This window comes from Modestobacter sp. SYSU DS0904 (genome assembly GCF_054051115.1).
The window spans coordinates 185670-205703 of record NZ_JBJHAQ010000004.1 but is presented as its reverse complement, the minus strand read 5'-3'; the positions used below and the strand labels follow the sequence as shown (position 1 = coordinate 205703).

Annotated in this window: 20 protein-coding genes; 10 read left to right on the top strand and 10 right to left on the bottom strand. The window is 75.6% G+C overall.

Features of this window, described 5'->3' with window-relative positions; all coding sequences use genetic code 11:
- Window positions 1-130: 130 nt before the first annotated feature.
- Window positions 131-1504: an endo-1,4-beta-xylanase gene (locus ACI79U_RS04610; protein WP_457065459.1), complete on the bottom strand. Its 1374-nt coding sequence runs from the start codon at window positions 1502-1504 to the stop codon at window positions 131-133.
- 83 nt (window positions 1505-1587) lie between these two features.
- On the opposite strand from ACI79U_RS04610, the gene mftE reads away from it, so the two are divergent.
- Window positions 1588-2289: a mycofactocin biosynthesis peptidyl-dipeptidase MftE gene (mftE, locus tag ACI79U_RS04605; protein WP_457065461.1), complete on the top strand. Its 702-nt coding sequence runs from the start codon at window positions 1588-1590 to the stop codon at window positions 2287-2289.
- Here the strand turns inward: mftE and ACI79U_RS04600 are convergent.
- Window positions 2282-3055 carry a DUF427 domain-containing protein gene (locus ACI79U_RS04600; protein ID WP_457065463.1) on the bottom strand — a complete coding sequence of 258 codons (774 nt, stop codon included), beginning with the start codon at window positions 3053-3055 and terminating at the stop codon, window positions 2282-2284. The genes mftE and ACI79U_RS04600 overlap by 8 nt on opposite strands.
- 102 nt (window positions 3056-3157) lie before the next feature.
- On the bottom strand, window positions 3158-4156 hold the full coding sequence (locus ACI79U_RS04595) for an iron-siderophore ABC transporter substrate-binding protein (protein ID WP_457065465.1): 999 nt from the start codon (window positions 4154-4156) through the stop codon (window positions 3158-3160).
- Window positions 4157-4353: 197 nt separating this feature from the next.
- Between ACI79U_RS04595 and ACI79U_RS04590 the strand changes: the two genes are divergently transcribed.
- Window positions 4354-4605: a type B 50S ribosomal protein L31 gene (locus ACI79U_RS04590; RefSeq protein ID WP_457065467.1), complete on the top strand. Its 252-nt coding sequence runs from the start codon at window positions 4354-4356 to the stop codon at window positions 4603-4605.
- A gap of 63 nt (window positions 4606-4668) precedes the next feature.
- Here ACI79U_RS04590 and ACI79U_RS04585 read toward each other — a convergent pair whose 3' ends face one another.
- Both ACI79U_RS04585 and ACI79U_RS04580 read right to left on the bottom strand, forming a co-directional pair.
- Complete coding sequence (locus ACI79U_RS04585) at window positions 4669-5655, bottom strand: hypothetical protein (RefSeq protein ID WP_457065470.1); 987 nt, start codon at window positions 5653-5655, stop codon at window positions 4669-4671.
- Entirely contained in the window at window positions 5652-5978 is a 327-nt protein-coding gene (locus tag ACI79U_RS04580; RefSeq protein WP_457065472.1) for a PadR family transcriptional regulator, read from the bottom strand. Before ACI79U_RS04580 ends, ACI79U_RS04585 begins: the two co-directional genes overlap by 4 nt.
- Before the next feature lie 97 nt (window positions 5979-6075).
- Here ACI79U_RS04580 and mftF point away from each other — a divergent pair, with 97 nt between their 5' ends.
- A complete protein-coding gene (gene mftF / locus ACI79U_RS04575) occupies window positions 6076-7509 on the top strand; it encodes a mycofactocin biosynthesis glycosyltransferase MftF (RefSeq protein ID WP_457065474.1) in 1434 nt (477 codons plus the stop codon).
- Between the two features lie 141 nt (window positions 7510-7650).
- Complete coding sequence (locus tag ACI79U_RS04570; RefSeq protein ID WP_457065476.1) at window positions 7651-8937, top strand: multidrug effflux MFS transporter; 1287 nt, start codon at window positions 7651-7653, stop codon at window positions 8935-8937.
- Window positions 8938-8943: 6 nt separating this feature from the next.
- Here the strand turns inward: ACI79U_RS04570 and ACI79U_RS04565 are convergent, their stop codons facing one another.
- Window positions 8944-9660, bottom strand: coding sequence for a hypothetical protein (locus ACI79U_RS04565; protein WP_457065478.1), 717 nt, complete (start codon window positions 9658-9660; stop codon window positions 8944-8946).
- A 128-nt stretch (window positions 9661-9788) separates the two neighbouring features.
- Between ACI79U_RS04565 and ACI79U_RS04560 the strand changes: the two genes are divergently transcribed.
- Window positions 9789-11018, top strand: coding sequence for an MFS transporter (locus tag ACI79U_RS04560; RefSeq protein ID WP_457065480.1), 1230 nt, complete (start codon window positions 9789-9791; stop codon window positions 11016-11018).
- Between the two features lie 39 nt (window positions 11019-11057).
- Here ACI79U_RS04560 and ACI79U_RS04555 read toward each other — a convergent pair whose 3' ends face one another.
- A complete protein-coding gene (locus ACI79U_RS04555) occupies window positions 11058-11375 on the bottom strand; it encodes a hypothetical protein (RefSeq protein ID WP_457065482.1) in 318 nt (105 codons plus the stop codon).
- 164 nt (window positions 11376-11539) lie between these two features.
- Here ACI79U_RS04555 and ACI79U_RS04550 point away from each other — a divergent pair, with 164 nt between their 5' ends.
- The 4 genes from ACI79U_RS04550 (at window position 11540) to ACI79U_RS04535 (ending at window position 16576) form a co-directional block, all read left to right on the top strand.
- The gene (locus tag ACI79U_RS04550; protein WP_457065484.1) at window positions 11540-12076 is read left to right on the top strand and encodes a (2Fe-2S)-binding protein; all 537 of its coding nucleotides are present in this window, start codon (window positions 11540-11542) and stop codon (window positions 12074-12076) included.
- Window positions 12073-14538, top strand: a complete 2466-nt coding sequence (locus tag ACI79U_RS04545) for a xanthine dehydrogenase family protein molybdopterin-binding subunit (RefSeq protein WP_457065486.1) — start codon at window positions 12073-12075, stop codon at window positions 14536-14538. Before ACI79U_RS04550 ends, ACI79U_RS04545 begins: the two co-directional genes overlap by 4 nt.
- Window positions 14535-15392, top strand: coding sequence for an FAD binding domain-containing protein (locus ACI79U_RS04540; protein ID WP_457065488.1), 858 nt, complete (start codon window positions 14535-14537; stop codon window positions 15390-15392). Before ACI79U_RS04545 ends, ACI79U_RS04540 begins: the two co-directional genes overlap by 4 nt.
- Window positions 15393-15577: 185 nt before the next feature.
- Window positions 15578-16576 (top strand): SRPBCC family protein, encoded by a 999-nt coding sequence (locus tag ACI79U_RS04535; RefSeq protein WP_457065490.1) that lies wholly within the window; start codon window positions 15578-15580, stop codon window positions 16574-16576.
- An 80-nt stretch (window positions 16577-16656) separates the two neighbouring features.
- On the opposite strand, the gene ACI79U_RS04530 is transcribed toward ACI79U_RS04535, so the two are convergent.
- The 3 genes from ACI79U_RS04530 to ACI79U_RS04520 are packed head-to-tail and all read right to left on the bottom strand — an operon-like array spanning window position 16657 to window position 18652.
- Window positions 16657-17286: an alpha/beta hydrolase family protein gene (locus tag ACI79U_RS04530; protein ID WP_457065492.1), complete on the bottom strand. Its 630-nt coding sequence runs from the start codon at window positions 17284-17286 to the stop codon at window positions 16657-16659.
- Complete coding sequence (locus ACI79U_RS04525; RefSeq protein WP_457065494.1) at window positions 17283-17963, bottom strand: HAD-IA family hydrolase; 681 nt, start codon at window positions 17961-17963, stop codon at window positions 17283-17285. Before ACI79U_RS04525 ends, ACI79U_RS04530 begins: the two co-directional genes overlap by 4 nt.
- Complete coding sequence (locus ACI79U_RS04520) at window positions 17960-18652, bottom strand: DedA family protein (RefSeq protein ID WP_457065496.1); 693 nt, start codon at window positions 18650-18652, stop codon at window positions 17960-17962. Before ACI79U_RS04520 ends, ACI79U_RS04525 begins: the two co-directional genes overlap by 4 nt.
- Window positions 18653-18724: 72 nt before the next feature.
- Here ACI79U_RS04520 and ACI79U_RS04515 point away from each other — a divergent pair, with 72 nt between their 5' ends.
- Window positions 18725-20017, top strand: a complete 1293-nt coding sequence (locus tag ACI79U_RS04515) for an amidohydrolase family protein (RefSeq protein ID WP_457065498.1) — start codon at window positions 18725-18727, stop codon at window positions 20015-20017.
- Window positions 20018-20034 lie beyond the last annotated feature (17 nt).

The following is a 20034-nucleotide window of genomic DNA, read 5'->3' as shown; positions in this document are numbered from 1 at the left end:
CGCCGCCGCGCCCAGGGCAAGACCGACCGAGAGATCAAGCGCTGCCTCAAGCGCTACATCGCCCGCGAGCTCTACCGCCGCCTCGAATCACCACCAGCAATGGCTTGACGCGTCATAGGAGCGTCGGCGCTCAGCCGGGCAGGTGGACGTCGACGTCCGCCTGCCCGGCTGCCAGCTCGAAAGCCGCCGTCGACCCGGCGGCGGTGAGCTCGTAGTCACCGAGGAAGCCGCGGACCGGCACCCGGCCGGCGTCGTCGGTGCGCAACGGAGTCGGGGCCAGCCACCACTCGCCCCGCACCAGGCCGTGCAGCGCGTCGTACGCCGGCTTCGGCGTCCCGTCGGCGCGGACGAAGCCGACCGGCGCGCCCAGCCACGCCCCGGCGTCGGACAACCCCCAGTACGTCACCGACTCCACCGACGGGTGCGACAGCAGCGTCCGGTAGTGCCGCACCACCTCGTCGGCCTGCCGGGCCTCGCCGTCGGGCGTCGACGGCCACTCCGCGACCTGCCAGTCGTTGAGGTCCTCGATCTCCGGCGGCATCAGGTCCCCGGACAGCAGGGTGCTCTCGGTGAAGTGGATCGGCAGGCCGTAGCGGGCGAACCGCTCGATCGTCGCCAGCGTCCGCTCCTCGCCCCAGTACCCCTGGTGCATGTGGCTCTGCAGCCCGAGCGCGTCGACCTGCACCCCCGCCTCGAGCACGCCCTCGATCAGGCACTCGTAGGCGGTGGACAGGTCGAAGTCGTTGAGCAGCAGCGTCGCCGACGGGTTCGCCGCCCGGGCCTCCTCGAACGCCAGCCGGATGGTGCCGATCCGGCCCAGGTCGCGGGAGAGCCGGGTCAGCCCGTTGTCGTACTTGTCGAACACCGGCATGATCACGACCTCGTTGATCGCGTCCCAGGTGTCGACCACCCCGGCCAGGCCGGCGACCTCCCGCCGGATCCGGCCGCGCAGCTCGGTCTCGATCTCGGCGTTCGACATCCCCAGCAGCCACTCCGGCGCGAGGGTGTGCCAGGCCAGCGGGTGGCCCTTGACCGTCGCGCCCCGGGCGCGGAACCACTCGGCGGTCCGCCGCAGCCGCTCGGTGTCCGGCCGCCCGCGCCGGGGCTCGAAGTCGCCCCAGTAGAACGGCAGCGTCGCGGTGTCGAACAGGCCGAACCAGCGGTCGGCGAGCTCCTGCGCCTGCGCCGGGTCCGCCGCCGCCCCGAACACCGAGCCCGGACCGCCCGCCGTCCCCAGCTCACCGTTGGCCAGCGGGACGAAGTCGAACCCGATGCAGCCGAACCCGAAGGCGTGCCGCCGCTGGGCGACCGTGACGTCCGTCCCGGCCAGCGGCCGGCCGTCGGCGCCGCGCACGGTCACCGTGGCGTCGGCGACCCGGTGCCGCAGCGCGGGGTCGACCGGGAAGGAGCGGTCGGCGAACGAACGGAGCGGGGCGCCGTGGCTCACAGCCGGACGGTCGCCCTCCAGCAGCTCGGCGACCGTGCGGGTGCCCTCGGCGGTCATCGGTGGTCCTCTCCGTCGTCCGGTGGTGCCCTGGTGCCCGGCCGGGCCGCACCAGACACCCGCGGTCTGGCAGGGTGCCCGCCGTGGACGGACAGCACCTGGCCGGCGCGACCTGGCCGGAGATCGGGTCGCGGCCGCTGGTCGTCGTCCCGCTGGGTTCGGTGGAGCAGCACGGCCGGCACCTGCCGCTGGCCACCGACACCGTCGTCGCCCGCACGGTGGCCGAGGCCGCCGTCCCGGACCTGCCGGGTGCCTGGCTGGCGCCGGCGCTGAACTACGGGGCCAGCGGTGAGCACGAGGGCTTCCCCGGCACCATCTCGCTGGGCACCGAGGCGCTCACCGCGGTGCTCACCGAGTTCGGCCGTTCGGCCGGGCGGTGGGCCGGCCGGCTGCTGGTGGTCAACGGCCACGGCGGCAACCTCGACGCACTGCGCGCGGCGGTGCCGCTGCTGCGCGCCGAGGGGCGCGACATCGCCTGGTTCCCCTGCGGGGTCGCCGGTGGCGACGCCCACGCGGGGCGCACCGAGACGTCACTGATGTTGCACGTGGAACCGGACGGGGTGCGTGCGGCGCTCGCCGCGCCCGGGGTGACCACGCCGATCGGCGAGCTGCTGCCCCGGCTGCGCGCCGAGGGGGTGCGCGGGGTGAGCCCGGACGGCGTCCTCGGTGACCCGACCGGCGCCGCGGCGGCCGAGGGGGCGGAGCTGCTGACCGGGCTGGTGCGGCGGCTGCGGGCCGCCGTCGCCGGCTGGCAGGTGGACGCCGCCGGGCGGCTGCTCAGCTGAACGGGGTGTCCGGGCGCTCCTGCCGCTCCCCGTCGACGGTGACGTCCACCTGCTCGTCGAAGAAGGCGACCAGCCCGGCCACCGGCTCCAGCTGGCGGGTCGGGAAGTCGTAGCACCAGGCGAGGTCCTCGTGCGTCTCACCGCCGGCCCGCACCGACCAGTACGCCGACGTGCGGCCCTTGTACGGGCACTGGGTGACGGTGTCGCTGGGCACGAGGTGCTCCCAGCGCACCGCCGTCTTGGGCAGGTAGGTGCGCGGCGGCAGCCCGGTCTCGAAGACCATCACCGGCGCGTCGGACTCGGCCAGCAGCACGCCGTCCTTCTCGATCCGCACCCGCCGCGACGAGCGCAGCGCGTCGACCCGGGTGTACGGGCTGCGCGGGTGGACGAAGACCTCGTCGTCCTCCTCGAACCAGCGGTCCAGCGCGCTCCACTCCAGCCGGACGGTGTCCTGGATCTGCTCGAGCGCGTCGTCCCGGTACACCCGCGCCGCGCCGGGCCGCTCGGCGCCGCCGACCCGCAGTCCGAACCGGTGGGCGGTGCCACGGTCCTGCGGCTCCTGCTCGTCCTCGTCCACGAGCAGGTCGGGGTCGACGTCGGCCAGCGGCACGTAGTACTGCGGGAAGGCCGGGTGCTCCCACAGGTAGCGGGCCCGGCGGGTGTCGAGCACGGTCCGGCCGGCCAGTTCGGCGCGGACCCGGCGGGGCACCGGCTCGACGTGGTCGACGGTCACCAGCGGGGCGGGGTAGCGGACGCGCTCGGGCACGGGGTCCTCCTCGGGACGGGGTTCGCCTGCCGCCGTCCGTACCCGTTCCCCTGCCGGTTGCCCCTCCCGAACGCCGACGTGGCCACGTCGGTGACGGCTGGGTCAGTTCACGGCGTCGGCGAACAGCGGGACGGCGTTGTCCAGCGCGTACTGGATGCCGAGCGCCGAGGCGCTGGAGAAGGCGTTGGTGAGCTCGGTGTCGGCGAGCACCACCGCGCGGCCCTCCTGCACCGAGGGGACCTGCTGCCACAGCGGGTTGTCGGTGATCTGCGCGGCCTCGACGAAGATCGGGAAGGCGACGGTGAGGTCGGCGTCCAGCAGCGGCAGCTGCTCCTCGCTGACGTTCACGAAGAAGTTGTCGCCGGCCAGGTCCTGGATCGCCGGGGCGTTGACGAAGCCCAGCTGCTCCATGAAGTCGACCCGGCCGTCACCGCGCACGTAGGCGCCCCAGCCGGCGGAGCTGTAGGCGGCCACGGCCACCTCCTTGCCGTCGAACTCCGGGTGCGCGGCAGCGGCGGCGGCGAACTGCTGGTCGACCTCCTCGCGCAGCGCCTGGGCCTCCTCGCTCTTGCCCAGCGCCTGGCCGACCAGCTCCAGCTGCTCCTGCCAGCTGGTCTGGTACGGGCCCACGCCCTCGGGCTGGCCGACCGTCGGGGCGATCGCGTTCAGCGACTCGTACCGCTCCTGGCTGGCGTCGGAGCGGGTGTCCAGGATCAGGTCGGGGTCCAGCGCGGCGATCGCCTCGAAGCTGGGCTCCAGCGTCTCGATCAGCTCCGGGGCCTCGTCGTACATCCCCTCCGCCCACGGGCCGACGCCCTCGCCGCCGAAGCCGAGCCAGTCGCTCGCGCCCACCGGCTGCACGCCCAGCGCCAGCGCGGTCTCGGCGTCGGACCAGCCGAGCGCCACCACGCGGGTGGGCTCCTCCTCGATCTCGACGTCGCCGAAGGCGGTGCTGACGGTCACCGGGAAGGCGTCGGAGGAACTGCCCGACGGCGTGCCACCCCCGGCACCGGTCTCCTCGTCACCGGATTCGGAGCCGCAGCTGGTGACGACGAGTGCGGCGGCCAGCAGGGCGGCGCCGCGGAGGACGGTGCGGGACATGCGGTGCTCCTTCAGGTGGTCAGGTGAGGCTGACCTAACCACACGGAGATCACGGTCCGGTCACCGCGCGCCCCTGCCGTCGGCTCGACCCGGGCCGACAGGGAACAGCGGCTCCCGGGGGGCGGTTGTGCCAGGCAGTCGCGATCAGCCCGCCCCGCCTGGGGGCGGACGTCCCGCGCAGACCGAGAGGACCCACCATGCGCAACGGCATCCACCCCGAGTACCGGACCGTCGTCTTCCAGGACACGTCGACCGGCGCCACCTTCCGCACCCGCTCGACGATCGCCGCCGAGCGCACGGTCGAGCTGGACGGCGAGACCCTGCCCGTGGTCCCGGTCGAGATCAGCGCCTCCTCGCACCCCTTCTGGACCGGCAACCAGCGCGTGCTGGACACCGCCGGGCGGGTCGAGAAGTTCAATCAGCGGTACGGCGCCCGCGCCCGCGGCTGACCGCCCGCGCTCCCTGAGCGACGCCCCCGTCGGCCCACCCGGGCCGGCGGGGGCGTCGTCGTGTCAGGCCGGGACGTCGGCGGGGAGCGTCCGCAGTGCCCGGACTCCCGTCGTCCCGGTGGCCGCGGCGACCAGCAGCACGCCGAGGGCCACCGTCAGCACGGTGGCGGAGTAGCCGGCCGGGGTGCCGAAGGGCAGCCGGGCGGCCAGGGCGGGCAGCAACGCGCCGCCCAGGACGGCGACGGCCAGCTCGGCCGGGCCCCGCGCCGCCCGCCGGCGGGCCAGCAGCACCCCGCCGACCCCCACCAGCACGATCCCCAGCTGGGCGAACGGGTCGCCCAGGGCCAGTAGCCAGCCGGCCGGCTCGCCCGGCGACAACGCCACCGCCGCCGCGCCGAACGCCCAGGGCGCGAGGACGGCCAGCCCCAGCAGGACGGGCCACCCCGGGCGGCTCACCGGCGGACCGGTCGGGACCAGGGCGGCGGCGAGCAGCGGCACGGCGATGGTCAGCTGGGGCAGCAGCTCCAGCGGGTGGAGCGACCAGGCCAGCGCGGGGACCAGCTGCCCGACGAGCACCACCAGGGCCAGCGGCCGCGCGACGGCCAGCCCGCGCAGCACGCAGACCGCCAGGGCGACGGTGAGCACGCCGACCAGCGTGCGGAGAGCCTCCGCCGGCCCCCAGCGCACCGGCCCGCCGACGTCGGGGGCGTCGACGAACGGGAGCGCGCCGTGCAGCCACGCCGTCGAGACCAGCCCGACCAGGGCCATCGCCGCGAGCGCGACCGTGCCGGCCACGGCCACCAGCCGCACCGTCCCACCCGTCGCGACCGCGCGCACCGAGGCGCCGGGCGCGCCCAGCCGCAGACGCAGGGCCAGCCGGGCGACGTCCAGCCGGTCGGCCACCGTCGGGCTGCCGAACTCGGCGTACTCCGGGTCGTCGGCGGTCGTGACGGACAGGTACGTCTCGGTCATGTCGTCGGCCCAGCGCGAGCGCGCCGGCTCGGGCAGCCAGCCGAGCAGGCGGCGGTACCGCACCTCCAGCGGGCTCATGCCGGCCGCACCGCGAGCCGGGCCCGGGCCGCCCGGGCGTTGGCCTCCTGGCGGCTGACCTCCTGCTCGAGCGCCTCCCGCCCGGCACCGGTCAGCCGGTAGTAGCGGCGCACCCGGCCTGCGTGCACCTCCTCGCGGTCGGGCTCCACCCGTTCCTCGGCGACCAGCCGGTCGAGCACGCCGTAGAGGGTGCCCACCCGGAGCGTGACCCGCCCGCCGGAGAGCTGCTCGACCTCGCCGATCACCCCGTACCCGTGCCGCGGGCGGTCGGCGAGGGCCGCCAGCACGAAGAAGGCGGGTTCGGTGAGCGGGCGGGACGCCATGGGCCGACGGTAGCGGCGGCATGCATCGGCTGTCGATGCATCGGCACGCGGGTCATCGGGCACGGGGCACGTGGCACGGCCCGTTACCGTCCGGGACGTGCGAACGCCGCCGTCCCCGCCCGAGGAGCAGCTGCCCACCGGTCTCGTCGTCCGGCTGGACCCCGCCGTCCAGCGCCGGGAGGACGGCGCGGTGCTGGTCGGCGGCTCCCCGCTGCGCCAGCTGCGCCTGGCTCCCGCCGCCCGGGCGATGCTGGACGGCGACCGGATGACGGTCACCGACCGGCGCAGCGCCACCCTCGCCGCCCGGCTGGTCGACGCCGGGCTGGCCCACCCGGAGGCGTCGCCCGCGCCCACCGACCACGTCACCGTCGTCGTCCCGGTCAAGGACCGCACCGACGGGCTCACCCGGCTGCTCGCCGCGCTGCGCGCCGACCCCGGGACGGCGACCTGCCCGGTGGTCGTGGTGGACGACGGCTCGGCCGACCCCGCCGCGGTGGCGGCGGCGGCCGCCGGTGCCCGGGTGGTGCGGCACGAGCAGTCGCGCGGTCCGGCCGCGGCCCGCAACGCCGGGCTCCGGGCGGCCGGCACCGACGCGGTGGCCTTCGTCGACTCCGACTGCGTGCCCGAGCCGGGCTGGCTGGGTTCCCTGGCCGGGCACCTGGACGCCCACCCGAGGCTGGCGCTGGTCGCGCCCCGGATCACCGCGCTGCCGGTGCGGGCGGAGGGCTGGGTGGCCCGGTACGAGGCGCTGTCCAGCGCGCTGGACATGGGCGGGCGGACCGCGCTGGTGCACCCGCGCAGCGCCGTCCCGTACGTGCCCAGCGCCGCGCTGCTGGCCCGGCGGTCGGCGCTCGGGGAGGGGTTCGACGAGTCGATGCAGGTCGCCGAGGACGTCGACCTGGTGTGGCGGCTGATCGGCGCGGGCTGGCGGGTCCGCTACGAGCCCGCGGCCCGGGTGGCGCACGAGCACCGGGTCGACCCGCGGGACTTCCTGACCCGGCGGGCGTTCTACGGCAGCGGCGCGGCGCTGCTGGCCCAGCGGCACGGTCCGCTGGTCGCGCCGGTGGTGCTCTCGCCGTGGTCCGGGGCGGCCTGGGCGCTGGCGCTCACCGGGCGGCCGGTCGGGGTGCTCGCCGCCACCGCGGTGCTCGCCGAGGCCGCCCGGCGGCTGGCGGGCCGGGTGGTCGCGCCCGGACGTCGGCCGCCGTACCGGTGGGCGGCCGGGCTGGTGCTGCGCGGCACGGCGGGGGCCGGGCGGATGCTGGCCCGCTCGGTGACCCGGCACCACTGGCCGCTCGCGCTGGCCGCGGCGCTGGTCTCCCGCCGGGCGCGGGCGCTGGTGCTCGCCGTGCTGGCCGGGGACGCCGTCGCCGCCTGGTGGCCGCATCGGGCCGAGGTGGACCTCGCCGCCTTCGCCGCCGGGCGCCGGCTGGAGGACCTCGCCTACGGCGCCGGGCTGTGGGCCGGGGCCTGGCGGGCCCGGGACGCCACCGCCCTGCTGCCGGTCGCGCCCCCGCCGGTCGCCGGCTGACCCGTCCGGGTGACGTTTCGGTGAACAACCAACCGGCGTGTGGAAGGGGCGGAACAAGCTGCTGCGGCCCGGCCTTGGAGAGCGCGAAGGTGCGGTGACCAGCGTCGGCCCCGCAAGACGTCCGACCACGGGGAGCCCGACTTGAGCACCACCCAGCAGACCGCTGCCGCGGCGCGCACCACCGGCGCCCGCGCCCACCGCGAACCGGAGGCCGCGCCGCCCGGCCAGGCGCGCAACGCACTGGTGCTCGGCGCGTTCGTCGCGGTCGGCCCGCTGACCATCGACATGTACCTGCCGGCGCTGCCGACCATCGCCGAGGACCTGCAGACCACCTCGGCGACGGTGCAGCTCACCCTCACCGGCACCCTCATCGGCCTGGCGCTGGGCCAGCTGGTGCTCGGCCCGCTGGCCGACGCGCTGGGCCGCCGCCGTCCGCTGCTGGCCGGCACCGCCGTGCACGTGCTCGCCTCGCTGCTGGTGCTGGTCGCCCCCAACATCGCCGTGCTCGGCGCGCTGCGCTTCCTGCAGGGGGTCGGCGCCGCGGCCGGCGCGGTCATCGCGATCGCCGTCGTCCGCGACCTGTACACCGGCCGGGCGGCCGCCACGATGCTCTCCCGGTTGTTCCTGGTGATCGGGGCGGCCCCGGTGCTCGCCCCGACCATCGGCGGGGAGGTGCTCCGCTTCACCTCGTGGCGCGGGGTGTTCGTCGTGCTGGCCGTCTACGGGGCGCTGCTGCTGGCGATGGGCTGGTTCGCGCTGCGCGAGACGCTGCCGCCGGAGCGCCGGCGCAGCAACGGCGTCGCCGGCACGCTGCGCGGCTACCGCGCGCTGCTGCACGACCGGGCCTACGTCGGCCTGGTGCTCGTCGCCGGCCTGACCATGGCCGGGCTGTTCGCCTACATCTCCGGGTCCTCGTTCGTGTACCAGCGCGACTTCGGCCTCAACGAGCAGCAGTTCGGCCTGTTCTTCGGCGCCGGCGCGGTGTTCCTCATCGGCGCCACCCAGTTCAACCCGGTGCTGCTGCGCTGGTTCTCCTCCGCCCAGATCCTGGTCTCGGCCACGGTCGCCGGCGTGGTCGCGGGCGTGGTGCTGCTGCTGATGGCGGCCACCGGCACCGGCGGGCTGCTCGGCGTCGCCGTCCCGCTGTGGGCCGTGCTCGCCGCCGGCGGGCTGGCCCTGCCCAACGCCCCGGCGCTGGCGCTGTCCCGGCACGGTGACGCGGCCGGCACTGCCGCGGCCCTGCTGGGCGCGGTGCAGTTCGGCGTGGGCGCCGCCGTCTCCCCGCTGGTCGGCCTGCTCGGCAACGACGCGGTCGCCATGGGCACGGTGATCGTCGGCTCGCTGGTGCTGGCGCTGGTCGTGCTGGTCACCGTGGTCCGGCCGTGGCAGCTGACCGACGCCGACGAGGCGCCGGCCGCCGCGCACTGAGGCCGCTCAGCCGATGACCACCGGCGCCGAGGTGCCGACCTGGTAGAGCCGGGCCACCCCGGTGCTGGGGCTGAGGGTCTCCTCCTCCAGCCAGAACACGTAGGGCACCCCGGGCGTCAGGCCGGCCAGCACCACGGCCTGCTGCTGGCAGCCGTCGGCGGCCGGGACCACCTGGCGTACCGGGTCGGCCTGCTCGCCCGGGACGAGCAGCTGGCTCACCGCGGACACCCGGTAGGACAGCACCTCGGGGCGGTCGGCGGTCATCCAGCTCACCGTGGCCGAGCCCGGCCCGGGGACCACGCCGGGGGTCATCCGCCGCGGCGCCGTGAAGCCGCCGCACGGGTCCGGGCGGTGGTGCAGCTCCGGGGCCCGGCCCACGTTGGCGTTGGGCACCACGACGATCCGGTGCGGCCGTGGTGGCTGGGGCACCACCAGCCCGGTCTCCGCCTGCTGTGCGGTCGCCGAGCCGGCGTGCGCCAGCCCTTCGCTGGTCACCGCCGCGGTGAACGGGTCGGTGCCCACCGGGCTGTTCACGCTCAGCTGCGCGCCGACGGCCACGCCGCGGCTGGCCGTGCTGACCTCCAGCACCGCCGGTGCCACCTGCGTCGCCGCGACCAGCAGCCCGCCGGTGACGGCGAGCGCGGGCAGCAGCCACCGCCCGGGGCGCCGGGTCCGGCGGCGGCTCTTCCTGCGGGTCGCGGTGGTCCTGCGGGCTCCGGCCATCGCCGCCTCTCCTCGGGTCCTCCCGGGAGTCTCGGCAGGAACGCGCCCGGCTCCACCCGAAACAGGGAGGCGCGGCCCACACCGGCGGACGGGAATGCCGGGACGGCGGGGCGTCCTTGGCACCCGCTGTGAGCGCAGCATCCTCGGCACCGACGACCCCGACCGCGACGGCGGAGTCCGCGCTCCCTCCCGCGCGCACCGCGGCCCTGGCGATCGGGGCCCTGGGCCTGGGCGGCTTCGCCATCGGGACCACCGAGTTCGTCACCATGGGGCTGCTGCCCGACATCGCCGACGGCACCGGGGTCACCATCCCCGAGGCCGGGCACTACATCTCCGCGTACGCGCTCGGCGTCGTCCTCGGTGCGCCGGTGCTCGCCGCGCTGGGCGCCCGGCTGCCGCGCCGCGCGCTCGCCGTCGGCCTGATGATCGCCTTCCTGGTGGGCAACGTGCTCACCGCGCTGGCCCCCGGCTACCCGACGCTGCTGCTGGCCCGGTTCATCGGTGGCCTGCCGCACGGGGCCTACTTCGGGGCCGCCTCGCTGATCGCCGCGTCGCTGGTCGCCCCGCACCTGCGCGGCCGCGCGGTGAGCTCGGTGATGCTGGGGCTCGCCGCGGCCAACGTCGCCGGCGTCCCCGCGGGCACCTGGCTGGGTCAGCAGCTGGGCTGGCGGTCGGCATACTGGGCGGTGGTCGGCATCGCGGCGCTCACGATCGTGGCGATCCTGGTCGTGGTGCCCTCCTCCCCGGGCCGCCCGGACGCGTCCATGCGTGCCGAGCTCGGGGCGCTGCGCCGCCCGCAGGTGCTGCTCACCCTGGGCCTGGCGACCGTCGGCTTCGGCGGGCTGTTCGCCATGTACAGCTACATCGCGCCCACCGTCACCGACGTCACCGGGATGTCCGCCGGCTTCGTGCCGGTGGTGCTGCTGGCCTTCGGTGTCGGCGGCCTGCTGGGGACGGCGCTGGGTGGCCGGCTGGCCGACCGGGCGCTGTTCCCGTCGCTGGTGGGCGCCACCGTCTCCACCGGCGTGCTGCTGGCGCTGATGCTGGTCGGGTCGCTGCAGGCGGTCACGCTGATCGCGAACGTCTTCCTGGTCGCCGCCTCGGCCTCCACGATGGTGGTGCTGCTCCAGCTACGGCTGATGGAGGTCGCCGGCGAGGCGCAGATGCTCGGCGCCGCGCTGAACCACTCCGCGCTCAACGCGGCCAACGCCCTCGGTGCCTGGCTGGGCGGCCTGGTCATCGCCGCCGGATGGGGCTACCGCGCGCCCAGCGGCGTCGGCGCCGGGCTGGCCGTGCTGGGCCTGGGCTTCCTGCTCGCCTCCGCGGTGCTGCGCCGCCGGGAACTCTCTGCCCCCTGAGCGCCCGCCCCTGGGCGCCTGCCCGCTGAGCGCCGCTCGTCAGCGCTCTGCGTCCGGCGGCCGGGCCGGCTCCGCCGCCCGACCCGGGCCCCGGCTCGACCGGAGGTGCACCTGGGCCCCGGCAGCCGCGCCCACCCCGAGCACGAGGAACCCGACGGCGACCTCCTGCCGTTGCGCGCGCTGCTCGGCGCAGGCGAGCACGACCTCGATGCCGTTGTCGGTGCTGTACGGAGATCCGGTGAACGCGTCTCCGCAGCCGAAGTCGTCCAGTGGCAGCGGAGCTCCGCCCAGCAGGAGACCACCCGCGATGGCCACGCCACCGGCGACCTGCACCGCACGGCTGCTCGCACGACTCATCGCGGCAGCGTAGGGCCGGGCACCCGCTGCGCGGTCGTCCCGGCGCGCGCAGGGATCGGTGCGCAGGGATCGGTATGGCCAAACCGCGGTGTCCGTTGACACACTCACGCCGAGGCCGGCTGTGACGCCGGACACACCTGTCACGCAACGGAGCGGAGGACTCGGTGACCCAGATCAACCTGCGGGTCGACGGGGCGTCCTACACGGACGACGTCGAACCACGGACCCTGCTCGTCCACCACCTGCGAGAGCAGCTGGGGAAGGTCGGCACCGTCGTCGGCTGCGACACCAGCAACTGCGGCGCCTGCACCGTCCACCTCGACGGGCACGCGGTGAAGTCCTGCACCGTGTTCGCCGTCCAGGCCGACGGCTGCGAGGTCACCACGGTCGAGGGGCTCGCCGACGGCGCCACCCTCCACCCGGTCCAGCGGGCCTTCACCGAGATGCACGGCCTCCAGTGCGGCTTCTGCACGCCGGGGATGATCATGGCCTCGATCGACCTGCTGCAGGACAACCCCGACCCGAGCGACGACGAGGTCCGGGAGGGCATCGAGGGCAACCTCTGCCGCTGCACCGGCTACCAGAACATCGTCAAGGCCGTGCGGTCCGCCGCCGCGGAGATGCGGGCGGAGGGCACCGCGGGCACCGTGCCCGCTGCGGTGGACACCGCCGCCGCCGACCACGTGGTGGTGCAGGCATGACCGTCACCGAGGAGCCCGGCGCCCCGGCCCCGGAGATCGGGCAGGCGCGGCGGCGCAAGGAGGACGCCCGGCTGATCACCGGCGCGACCACCTGGACCGACAACATGGTGCTGCCCGGGATGCTGCACCTGGCGGTGCTGCGCAGCCCGGTGGCGCACGCGCGGATCACCGCCATCGACGTCACCGCCGCCCGGGAGCGGCCCGGCGTGGTCGCCGTCTACACCGGCCGCGACCTCGCCGACGAGCAGGGCTCGCTGCCGTGCGCCTGGCCGGTCACCACGGAGATGGTCAACCCCGGGCACCCCTCGATCGCCGTCGACCGGGTCAACCACGTCGGGGAGGCGGTGGCGGTCGTCGTCGCGCGCGGCCGGACGGCGGCCGCGGACGCCCTCGAGGCGATCGAGATCGACTACGAGCCGCTGCCGGTGGTGCTCGACATGGAGCAGGCCGTGCAGGACGGCTCCCCGCTGGTGCACGAGGACACCACGTCCAACACCAGCTACCACTTCGTCTTCGACGCCGGGGAGGCCGGCACGGGCGCGGACACCGACCAGGCCTTCGCCGACGCCGAGGTGGTGGTGAGCCGCCGGTTCGTGCAGCAGCGGCTGATCCCGGCGTTCATGGAGCCGCGGTCGGTGGTCGTGCAGCCCCTCGGGGACAGCTACACGATGTGGTCGGCCACCCAGGTGCCGCACATCCTGCGGGTGATGGCGGCGATGGTCACCGGCATCCCCGAGCACAAGCTGCGGGTCATCGCCCCCGACGTCGGCGGCGGGTTCGGCGGGAAGCTGCAGGTCAACCCGGAGGAGATCCTCTGCCTGCTGATCGCCCGGCGGCTGGGCAGGCCGGTCAAGTGGACCGAGACCCGCAGCGAGTCGCTGATGACCGCCCACCACGGCCGCGACCAGGTGCAGTTCGTCGACATCGCGAGCGACCGGGCCGGCAACGTCCGGGGCCTGCGGGTGCGGCTGCTCGCCGACATGGGCGCCTACCTGCGGCTGATCACCCCCGGCGTGCCGGTGCTGGGCGCGTTCATGTTCCCCGGCATCTACAAGTTCCCCGCCTACCGGTTCGAGTGCGACGGCGTCTTCACGAACAAGGTGCCCACCGACGCCTACCGCGGCGCCGGGCGGCCGGAGGCCACCTTCGCGATCGAGCGGATCATGGACGAGCTCGCCGTCGAGCTGGACCTGGACCCGCTGGAGCTGCGCCGGCGGAACTGGATCGGCGCCGAGGAGTTCCCCTTCACCACCGTCGCCGGGCTCGAGTACGACTCCGGTGACTACGCCACCGCCACCCAGCAGGCGCTGGAGCTGATCGGCTACGACGAGCTGCGCGCCGAGCAGCGCCGCCGTCGCGAGGCCGGCGACCCGGTGCAGCTGGGCATCGGCTTCTCCACCTTCACCGAGATGTGCGGCCTGGCGCCCTCCCGGGTGCTCGGCTCGCTGGCCTACGGCGCCGGCGGCTGGGAGTCGGCGTCGATCCGGATGCTGCCCACCGGCAAGGTCGAGGTGGTCACCGGGTCGACCCCGCACGGGCAGGGCCACGAGACGGCGTGGAGCCAGATCGTCGCCGACTCGCTCGGGGTGCCGTTCGAGGACGTCGAGGTGCTCCATGGGGACACCTCGGTCTCCCCGCGGGGGATGGACACCTACGGGTCACGCTCCCTGGTGGTCGGCGGCACCGCGGTGGTCAAGGCGGCGGAGAAGGTGGTCGCCAAGGCCCGGCGGATCGCCGCGCACCTGCTGGAGGCCAGCGAGGACGACCTGGAGTTCAACGGCGGCCGGTTCGCCGTCCGGGGGACGCCGGGTGCGGGGGTCGGCATCCAGGAGGTCGCGCTGGCGGTCTTCGCCGCGCACGACTACCCGGAGGGCATCGAGCCCTCCATCGACGCCGACGCCACCTTCGACCCGGACAACTTCTCCTTCCCGCACGGCACGCACATCTGCGCGATGGAGGTCGACACCGAGACCGGGTCGGTGCGGATCCGCAAGTACGCCTGCGTCGACGACGTCGGCACGATCGTCAACCCGATGATCGTGGAGGGGCAGGTGCACGGCGGCCTGGCCCAGGGCATCTCCCAGGCGCTCTACGAGGAGGCGGTCTACGACGCCGAGGGCAACCTGACCACCGGCACGTTCGTCGACTACCTGGTGCCCTCGGCCAGCGACCTGCCGCACTTCGACACCGACCACACCGTGCACCCGGCCACCGGCAACCCGCTGGGCGCCAAGGGGGTCGGCGAGGCCGGGTGCATCGCCAGCACCCCGGCGGTGGTCAACGCCGCGCTGGACGCCGTCCGGCACCTGGGCGTCCGCGACATCCGCATGCCGCTGACCCCGGAGCGGGTGTGGCGGGCGCTGCGGGACGGCGGGGACGGCGGCGACCGCGCCGCCGAGGGCAGCAACGCCTACGGCGGTGCCCGCACGACCGAGTCCGGCTACGAGGAGGCAGAGCAGTGATACCCGCACCCTTCGCCTACGCCCGCCCGACCACCGTCGAGGAGGCGCTGCAGGCGATCGCCGACGGCGGTGAGGACGTCAAGGTCCTGGCCGGCGGGCAGTCGCTGATCCCGGTCATGCGGCTGCGGCTCGCCGCGCCGGAGACCGTCGTCGACCTCACCCGGGTGGCCGAGCTGCGCGGGGTCCGCGAGGACGGGGACTCGCTGGTCATCGGGGCGATGACCACCCACGCCGACGTCCTCACCGATCCACTGCTGGCCCGGTACGGGCGGCTGCTGGTGCAGGCCACCGAGACCGTCGCCGACCGGCAGGTGCGACGGCGCGGCACGGTCGGGGGTGCGCTGGTGCACGCCGACCCGGCCGGCGACCTGCCGGCGGTGGCGCTCGCGCTGGACGCCGAGTTCGTCCTCGTGGGGCCGTCCGGACGGCGCACCGTGGCCGCGGCGGACTTCTTCCTCGACTACCTCACCACCGTGCTGGCGGAGGGGGAGCTGCTCGTCGAGATCCGCATCCCGAAGCTCGGCGAGGAGTGGGGGGTGCGGTACGAGAAGTTCAACCGGGTCGCCCAGGCCTGGTCGATCGTGGCGGTGGCCGCCGCCGTCCGGCGGCAGGACGGCCGGATCACCGAGGCGCGGATCGGGCTGACCAACATGGGGCCCACCCCGCTGCGGGCCCGGGCCACCGAGGCCGCCCTGGTCGGGGTGGACGTCAGCCTGGAGACGGTCACCGCCGCCGCCGCTCAGGCCGCCGAGGGCACCAGCCCCAGCAGCGACCTGAACGCCCAGGCCGACTACCGCCAGCACCTGGCCACCGTGCTCACCCGGCGGGCGGTGGCCGCGGCGGCGGGGCTCTGAGGAAGGACCCCGCTGCCCCCACCGCTCGCAGGCTCGCGGCGGGCCCCTGCAGCGGGGCCGGACGCCGGACCGGTCCGTCACGTCGGGACGGCCGTCCGGCGTGCCGCGCGCCGATCTCCTGCGTACGGACCCCTGCCGTGGTCGGATGGGGGGCCGTCGATCAACTCGTCCCCGGAGGTCCCGCAGTGCAGCTGGAGAACTCGTTCATCGTCCCGGTGCCGATCGACGATGCCTGGCGGGTGCTGCTGGACATCGAGCGGATCGCCCCCTGCATGCCCGGCGCCGTGCTGGACTCGGTGACCGGTGACGACTTCACCGGCCGGGTGAAGGTCAAGCTCGGCCCGATCAACCTGACCTACCAGGGCAAGGCGTCCTTCGTGGAGAAGGACGAGGCGACGCACCGCGCCGTCATCGACGCCAAGGGCAAGGACCAGCGGGGCAACGGCACGGCGGCGGCGACGATCACCGCGACGCTGGCCGCCGAGGGCAGCACCACCCGGGTCGACGTGATCACCGACCTGAACATCACCGGCCGCCCGGCCCAGTTCGGCCGCGGCGTGATGACCGACGTGGGCAACAAGCTGCTCGGCCAGTTCGCCGACAAGCTCGCCGCCCAGCTGGCCGTCACCGACGACGTCGACGTCGACCAGGAGGCGGCCGCGACCCCCCAGGAGCCGACCGTGGCCGCCAGCGCCTCCAAGGCGGCCGCGACGACCGCGGGCGTGGTGGAGGAGGCGGCGATGTCCGCGGAGGGCTCGGCCGGTGAGGGCCCGGCCAAGAAGGCCGCCGCGGCGGCGAAGAAGACGGCTGCGGCGGCGGCCGACAAGACCGCCCCGGCCAAGGCCACCCCCGCCAAGGCAGCCAAGGCCACCCCGCCCGCCGCCGAGCGGGAGCAGATCCCCGACCCGACCGTCGTCCCGGCGAAGAAGTCCGCGCCGAGCCGGCCGCCGGCGGGCACCACCGCGCCGCCGAACCGGCCCGCCGGCAGCGGTCCGGCCAAGAGCACCCCGGTCGCCGCTCCCCCGGCGCCCCAGCCGGCCGCGTCCCCGGCGCCCGAGCCGGAGCCGATCGACCTGCTCGAGGTCGCCGGCGGCGCGGCGATGATGCGCTACGCGGCGCCGGCCGCCGGGGCCACCGTGGTCCTGGTGCTGCTCGCGCTGGTGCTCCGTCGCCGCAAGCGCTGAGCTGGGCTCCGAGCAGTGATCAGGTGACCTGACCGAAGACGGTCCCCCGCACCGACACCGGTGCGGGGGACTGCCGGCGGTCAGGCGTCGGGGAGCGTGCCCAGCCAGTCGGTGACGGCGGTGGCGACCGCGGCGGGGTCCTTCTTCAGGCCGTGGTCGCCGGGGACGCCGTGCACCACCCCGGGGTGGCCGGCCAGCGCGGCCCGCACCTCGGCCGGGCCGCCGAACGCGTCGGTGCCGCCCTGCACCACGAGCAGCGGCACATCCACCCCGAGCAGCTCGGCCGCACGGCTCTTCTCCGGCTTGCCCGGCGGGTGCAGCGGAAACGCCAGCGCGAGCACGCCGGCGGCGCCCTCGGACCCCGCGGTGCGGCAGGCCACCCGGGCGCCGGCGCTGCGGCCGCCGAACACCAGCGGGCCGGTCAGCGCACCGGCCGACCGCAGGTGGGCGAGCACCGCCGTCCAGCCCTCGTCGAGCCGGGCCGGCGCCGGGGCGATCCGCCGGCCGGCCACCCGCCACGGCTGCTCGACCCGCAGCACCCGCCAGCCCGCGCCGCAGGCGGCGTCGGTGACCGCGACCAGGTCGGCGGACTCCACTCCGCCGCCGGCGCCGTGGCCGAGCAGCAGCGTGCCGCGTGGCGGCCGGGCGGGGTCGGCGCGGTGCGCCCGGGCCGGGCCCAGCGCGGTGGGCACCTCGGACGCGGTGCTCACCCGGGAGCGGGCAGGGCGAGCAGCGCGTCGACCACCTCGGGGAGCGAGCGGCCCTGCACGTCCGGGGGCTCGAACACCGCGGCGGGCACCTGCTCGGTGCGGGCCACCCAGCCGGTGGTCAGCCCGGCCCGCCCGGCGCCGAGCACGTCCCAGGAGTGGGCGGCCACCAGCGCCATCCGGTCCGGGGCGACGTCGCAGACCCCGGCGGCCCACAGGTAGGCCTCCCGGTTCGGCTTCCACGCCCGGATCGACTCCGAGCTCAGCATCCGCTCGACCAGCGGGGTCACCCCGCCGCGGGACAGCCCGGCCTCGGCGACGCCGGGGGAGCCGTGGCTGAGCGTCACCGCGCGCACCCCGCCCTCGGCCAGCCGGCGCAGCGCCGGCTCGACGTCCGGGTGCGGCGAGAGCTCCATGAACGCGTCGGCGACCGCGGCGCACTCGGCGGCCGGCAGGCCGGTCAGCTGGGCCAGCGACGTCTCGAACGCGTCGCGGAACCGGCACCAGCTGCCCACGGCCGCGGCGGCGAACCCGGTGACCAGGGTGCGGGCGAACACCGCGGGCAGCAGGTGGTCGGGCTGACCGCGTTCGACCAGCGACGCCTGCACCGGTGCGAGGTCCAGCAGGGTCTCGTTGACGTCGAAGGCGACGACGTCCGGGCGGGTGCGTCGCGTGGTCATGCCTGGTCCTTCTCGTCCTCGGGTGCTTCCACGGGCAGGTCGGTGCCGGCGTCCGGCGGACGGTGGAACCGGCCGGTGGCCTTCTTGTAGACGAACCAGGCCACCGCGACGACGCCTGCCGCCACGACCACGTAGTCCAGGTACTGCAGGTTGGCCTGCACGAAGTCGCCCGCCGCGACACCCAGGCCGATGAGCAGGCTGTTCCACAGCAGGCTGCCGGCGGCGGTGAACAGCAGGAACTGCGGCATCGGCATCCGGACGACGCCGGCCGGGACCGAGACGAAGCTGCGCACGATCGGCACCATCCGGCCGAAGAAGACCGCGGCGCGACCGTGCCGGGCGAACCACTCGAACGACCGGTCGACGTCGGAGGTCTCCACCAGCGGCAGCCGGTCGAGGAAGGCGTGCGACCGGCGCGGGCCGAGCAGCCGGCCGACCCAGTAGAGGACGAGTGCCCCGACCACCGAGCCGGCGGTGGCCCACAGGACGACCGGCACGAGGGACATCCGGCCGTCGTTGATCAGCACCCCCGCCGCCCCGAGCACGACCTCGCTGGGGATCGGCGGGACCACCGTCTCGATGAGGATGGTCAGGCCCACCCCCACCGCGCCCAGCCTCTCGATGAGGTCGAGCAGGAAGCCGGTGATGCCGCCCTCGTCGGAGGGGACGGCTGCGGCGAGGGGCAGCATGGCGACACCGTATCCGGGCCCGCTGTGCCGTCGTCCTGCCCGCGGGGACCGGCGGCACTAGGTTCAGCTCTCATGCTGCAGCGCTTCACCGCCCGGGCCGTCGTCGTCGGCGACCGGTCCGGCACCGTCGTCCCGGACGCCGTGCTGGACGTCGAGGACGGGCTCGTCCGCTGGGTCGGACCGGCGGCCGACGCGCCGGCGGCCCCGGACGCCGAGGTCACCGCGCTTCCCGGCGTGCTCACCCCGGGCATGGTGAACACCCACTCGCACGCGCCGATGGTGCTGTTCCGCGGCCAGGGCGAGGGTCTGCCGCTGGACCGCTGGCTGCGCGAGGTGATGTGGCCGCGGGAGGCCAGGCTCACCCCGGACGACGTCGAGGTGGCGATGGCCGCCGCGTCGGCGGAGATGCTGCGGCACGGGGTCACCACCAGCGTGGAGATGTACTTCCACCCCGAGCGGATGGCCACCGCGGTGCGGCGCACCGGGGCGCGCGCCGTGATCACCCACCCGCTGATCGAGCTGCCGGGTCTGGGCACGTTCGACGAGCAGCTCGACCGGGCGGCCGGTTCGGCGGGGCAGGGCGACGAGGTCGTCGAGTACGGCATCGGCCCGCACTCGGCCTACACCGTGCCGCTGGCGGTGCTCAGCCGCGCCGCCGAGGTGGCCCGCGAGCACGGGCTGCTGCTCACCACCCACGTCGCGGAGACGGCGACCGAGGGCGCCGACCTGCTGGCGCAGCACGGCCTGAGCGTGCCGCAGCTGCTGGCCGCGCACGACGTGCTCGGCGGCCGGGTGCTGGCCGCGCACTGCGTGCACATGGACGACGGCGACCTGGAGCTGTGGCGCGAGTACGACGTCGCCGTGGCGCACTGCCCGGGCAGCAACACCAAGCTGGCCAGCGGCACCGCCCGGCTGCGGGACATGCTCGACCTCGGCATCCGGGTGGGCATGGGCACCGACGGGCCGGCGTCCAACGACAACCTGGACCTGTTCGAGGACCTCCGGCTGGCCGCCCAGCTGGCCCGGCTGCGCGAGGGGGACGCCACCGCGCTCACCGCCCCGGAGGCCTTCTGGCTGGCCACCGGCGCGGCGGCCGCGGCGATCGGCCGCCCGGACCTCGGCCAGCTCACCGCCGGGCGGCGGGCGGACCTGGTGCACGTCGACACCGAGGACATCGCCTTCGTCCCGGTCGGCGAGGCCACCGACCTGCTCACCCACCTGGTCTGGTCGGTCGGCTCCCGGCACGTGCGGGACACCTGGGTGGCCGGGCGGCAGGTCGTCCGCGACGGGGTGTCGACGACGGTCGACGAGGCCGAGCTGCGCGCCGACGTGCAGACCCGGGCGATGCGCCTGGCCGGCCGCTGAGCCCTCGGGTCTCGATC

Coding starts and splice junctions, on each gene's coding strand:
- ACI79U_RS04555 (WP_457065482.1), bottom strand. CDS start 11,375: ATGAGTCGTGCGAGCAGCCGTGCGGTGCAGGTCGCCGGTGGCGTGGCC.
- ACI79U_RS04610 (WP_457065459.1), bottom strand. CDS start 1,504: ATGACCGCCGAGGGCACCCGCACGGTCGCCGAGCTGCTGGAGGGCGAC.
- ACI79U_RS04590 (WP_457065467.1), top strand. CDS start 4,354: ATGCGCAACGGCATCCACCCCGAGTACCGGACCGTCGTCTTCCAGGAC.
- ACI79U_RS04565 (WP_457065478.1), bottom strand. CDS start 9,660: ATGGCCGGAGCCCGCAGGACCACCGCGACCCGCAGGAAGAGCCGCCGC.
- ACI79U_RS04520 (WP_457065496.1), bottom strand. CDS start 18,652: ATGCTGCCCCTCGCCGCAGCCGTCCCCTCCGACGAGGGCGGCATCACC.
- ACI79U_RS04545 (WP_457065486.1), top strand. CDS start 12,073: ATGACCGTCACCGAGGAGCCCGGCGCCCCGGCCCCGGAGATCGGGCAG.
- ACI79U_RS04585 (WP_457065470.1), bottom strand. CDS start 5,655: ATGAGCCCGCTGGAGGTGCGGTACCGCCGCCTGCTCGGCTGGCTGCCC.
- ACI79U_RS04595 (WP_457065465.1), bottom strand. CDS start 4,156: ATGTCCCGCACCGTCCTCCGCGGCGCCGCCCTGCTGGCCGCCGCACTC.
- ACI79U_RS04580 (WP_457065472.1), bottom strand. CDS start 5,978: ATGGCGTCCCGCCCGCTCACCGAACCCGCCTTCTTCGTGCTGGCGGCC.
- ACI79U_RS04515 (WP_457065498.1), top strand. CDS start 18,725: ATGCTGCAGCGCTTCACCGCCCGGGCCGTCGTCGTCGGCGACCGGTCC.
- ACI79U_RS04525 (WP_457065494.1), bottom strand. CDS start 17,963: ATGACCACGCGACGCACCCGCCCGGACGTCGTCGCCTTCGACGTCAAC.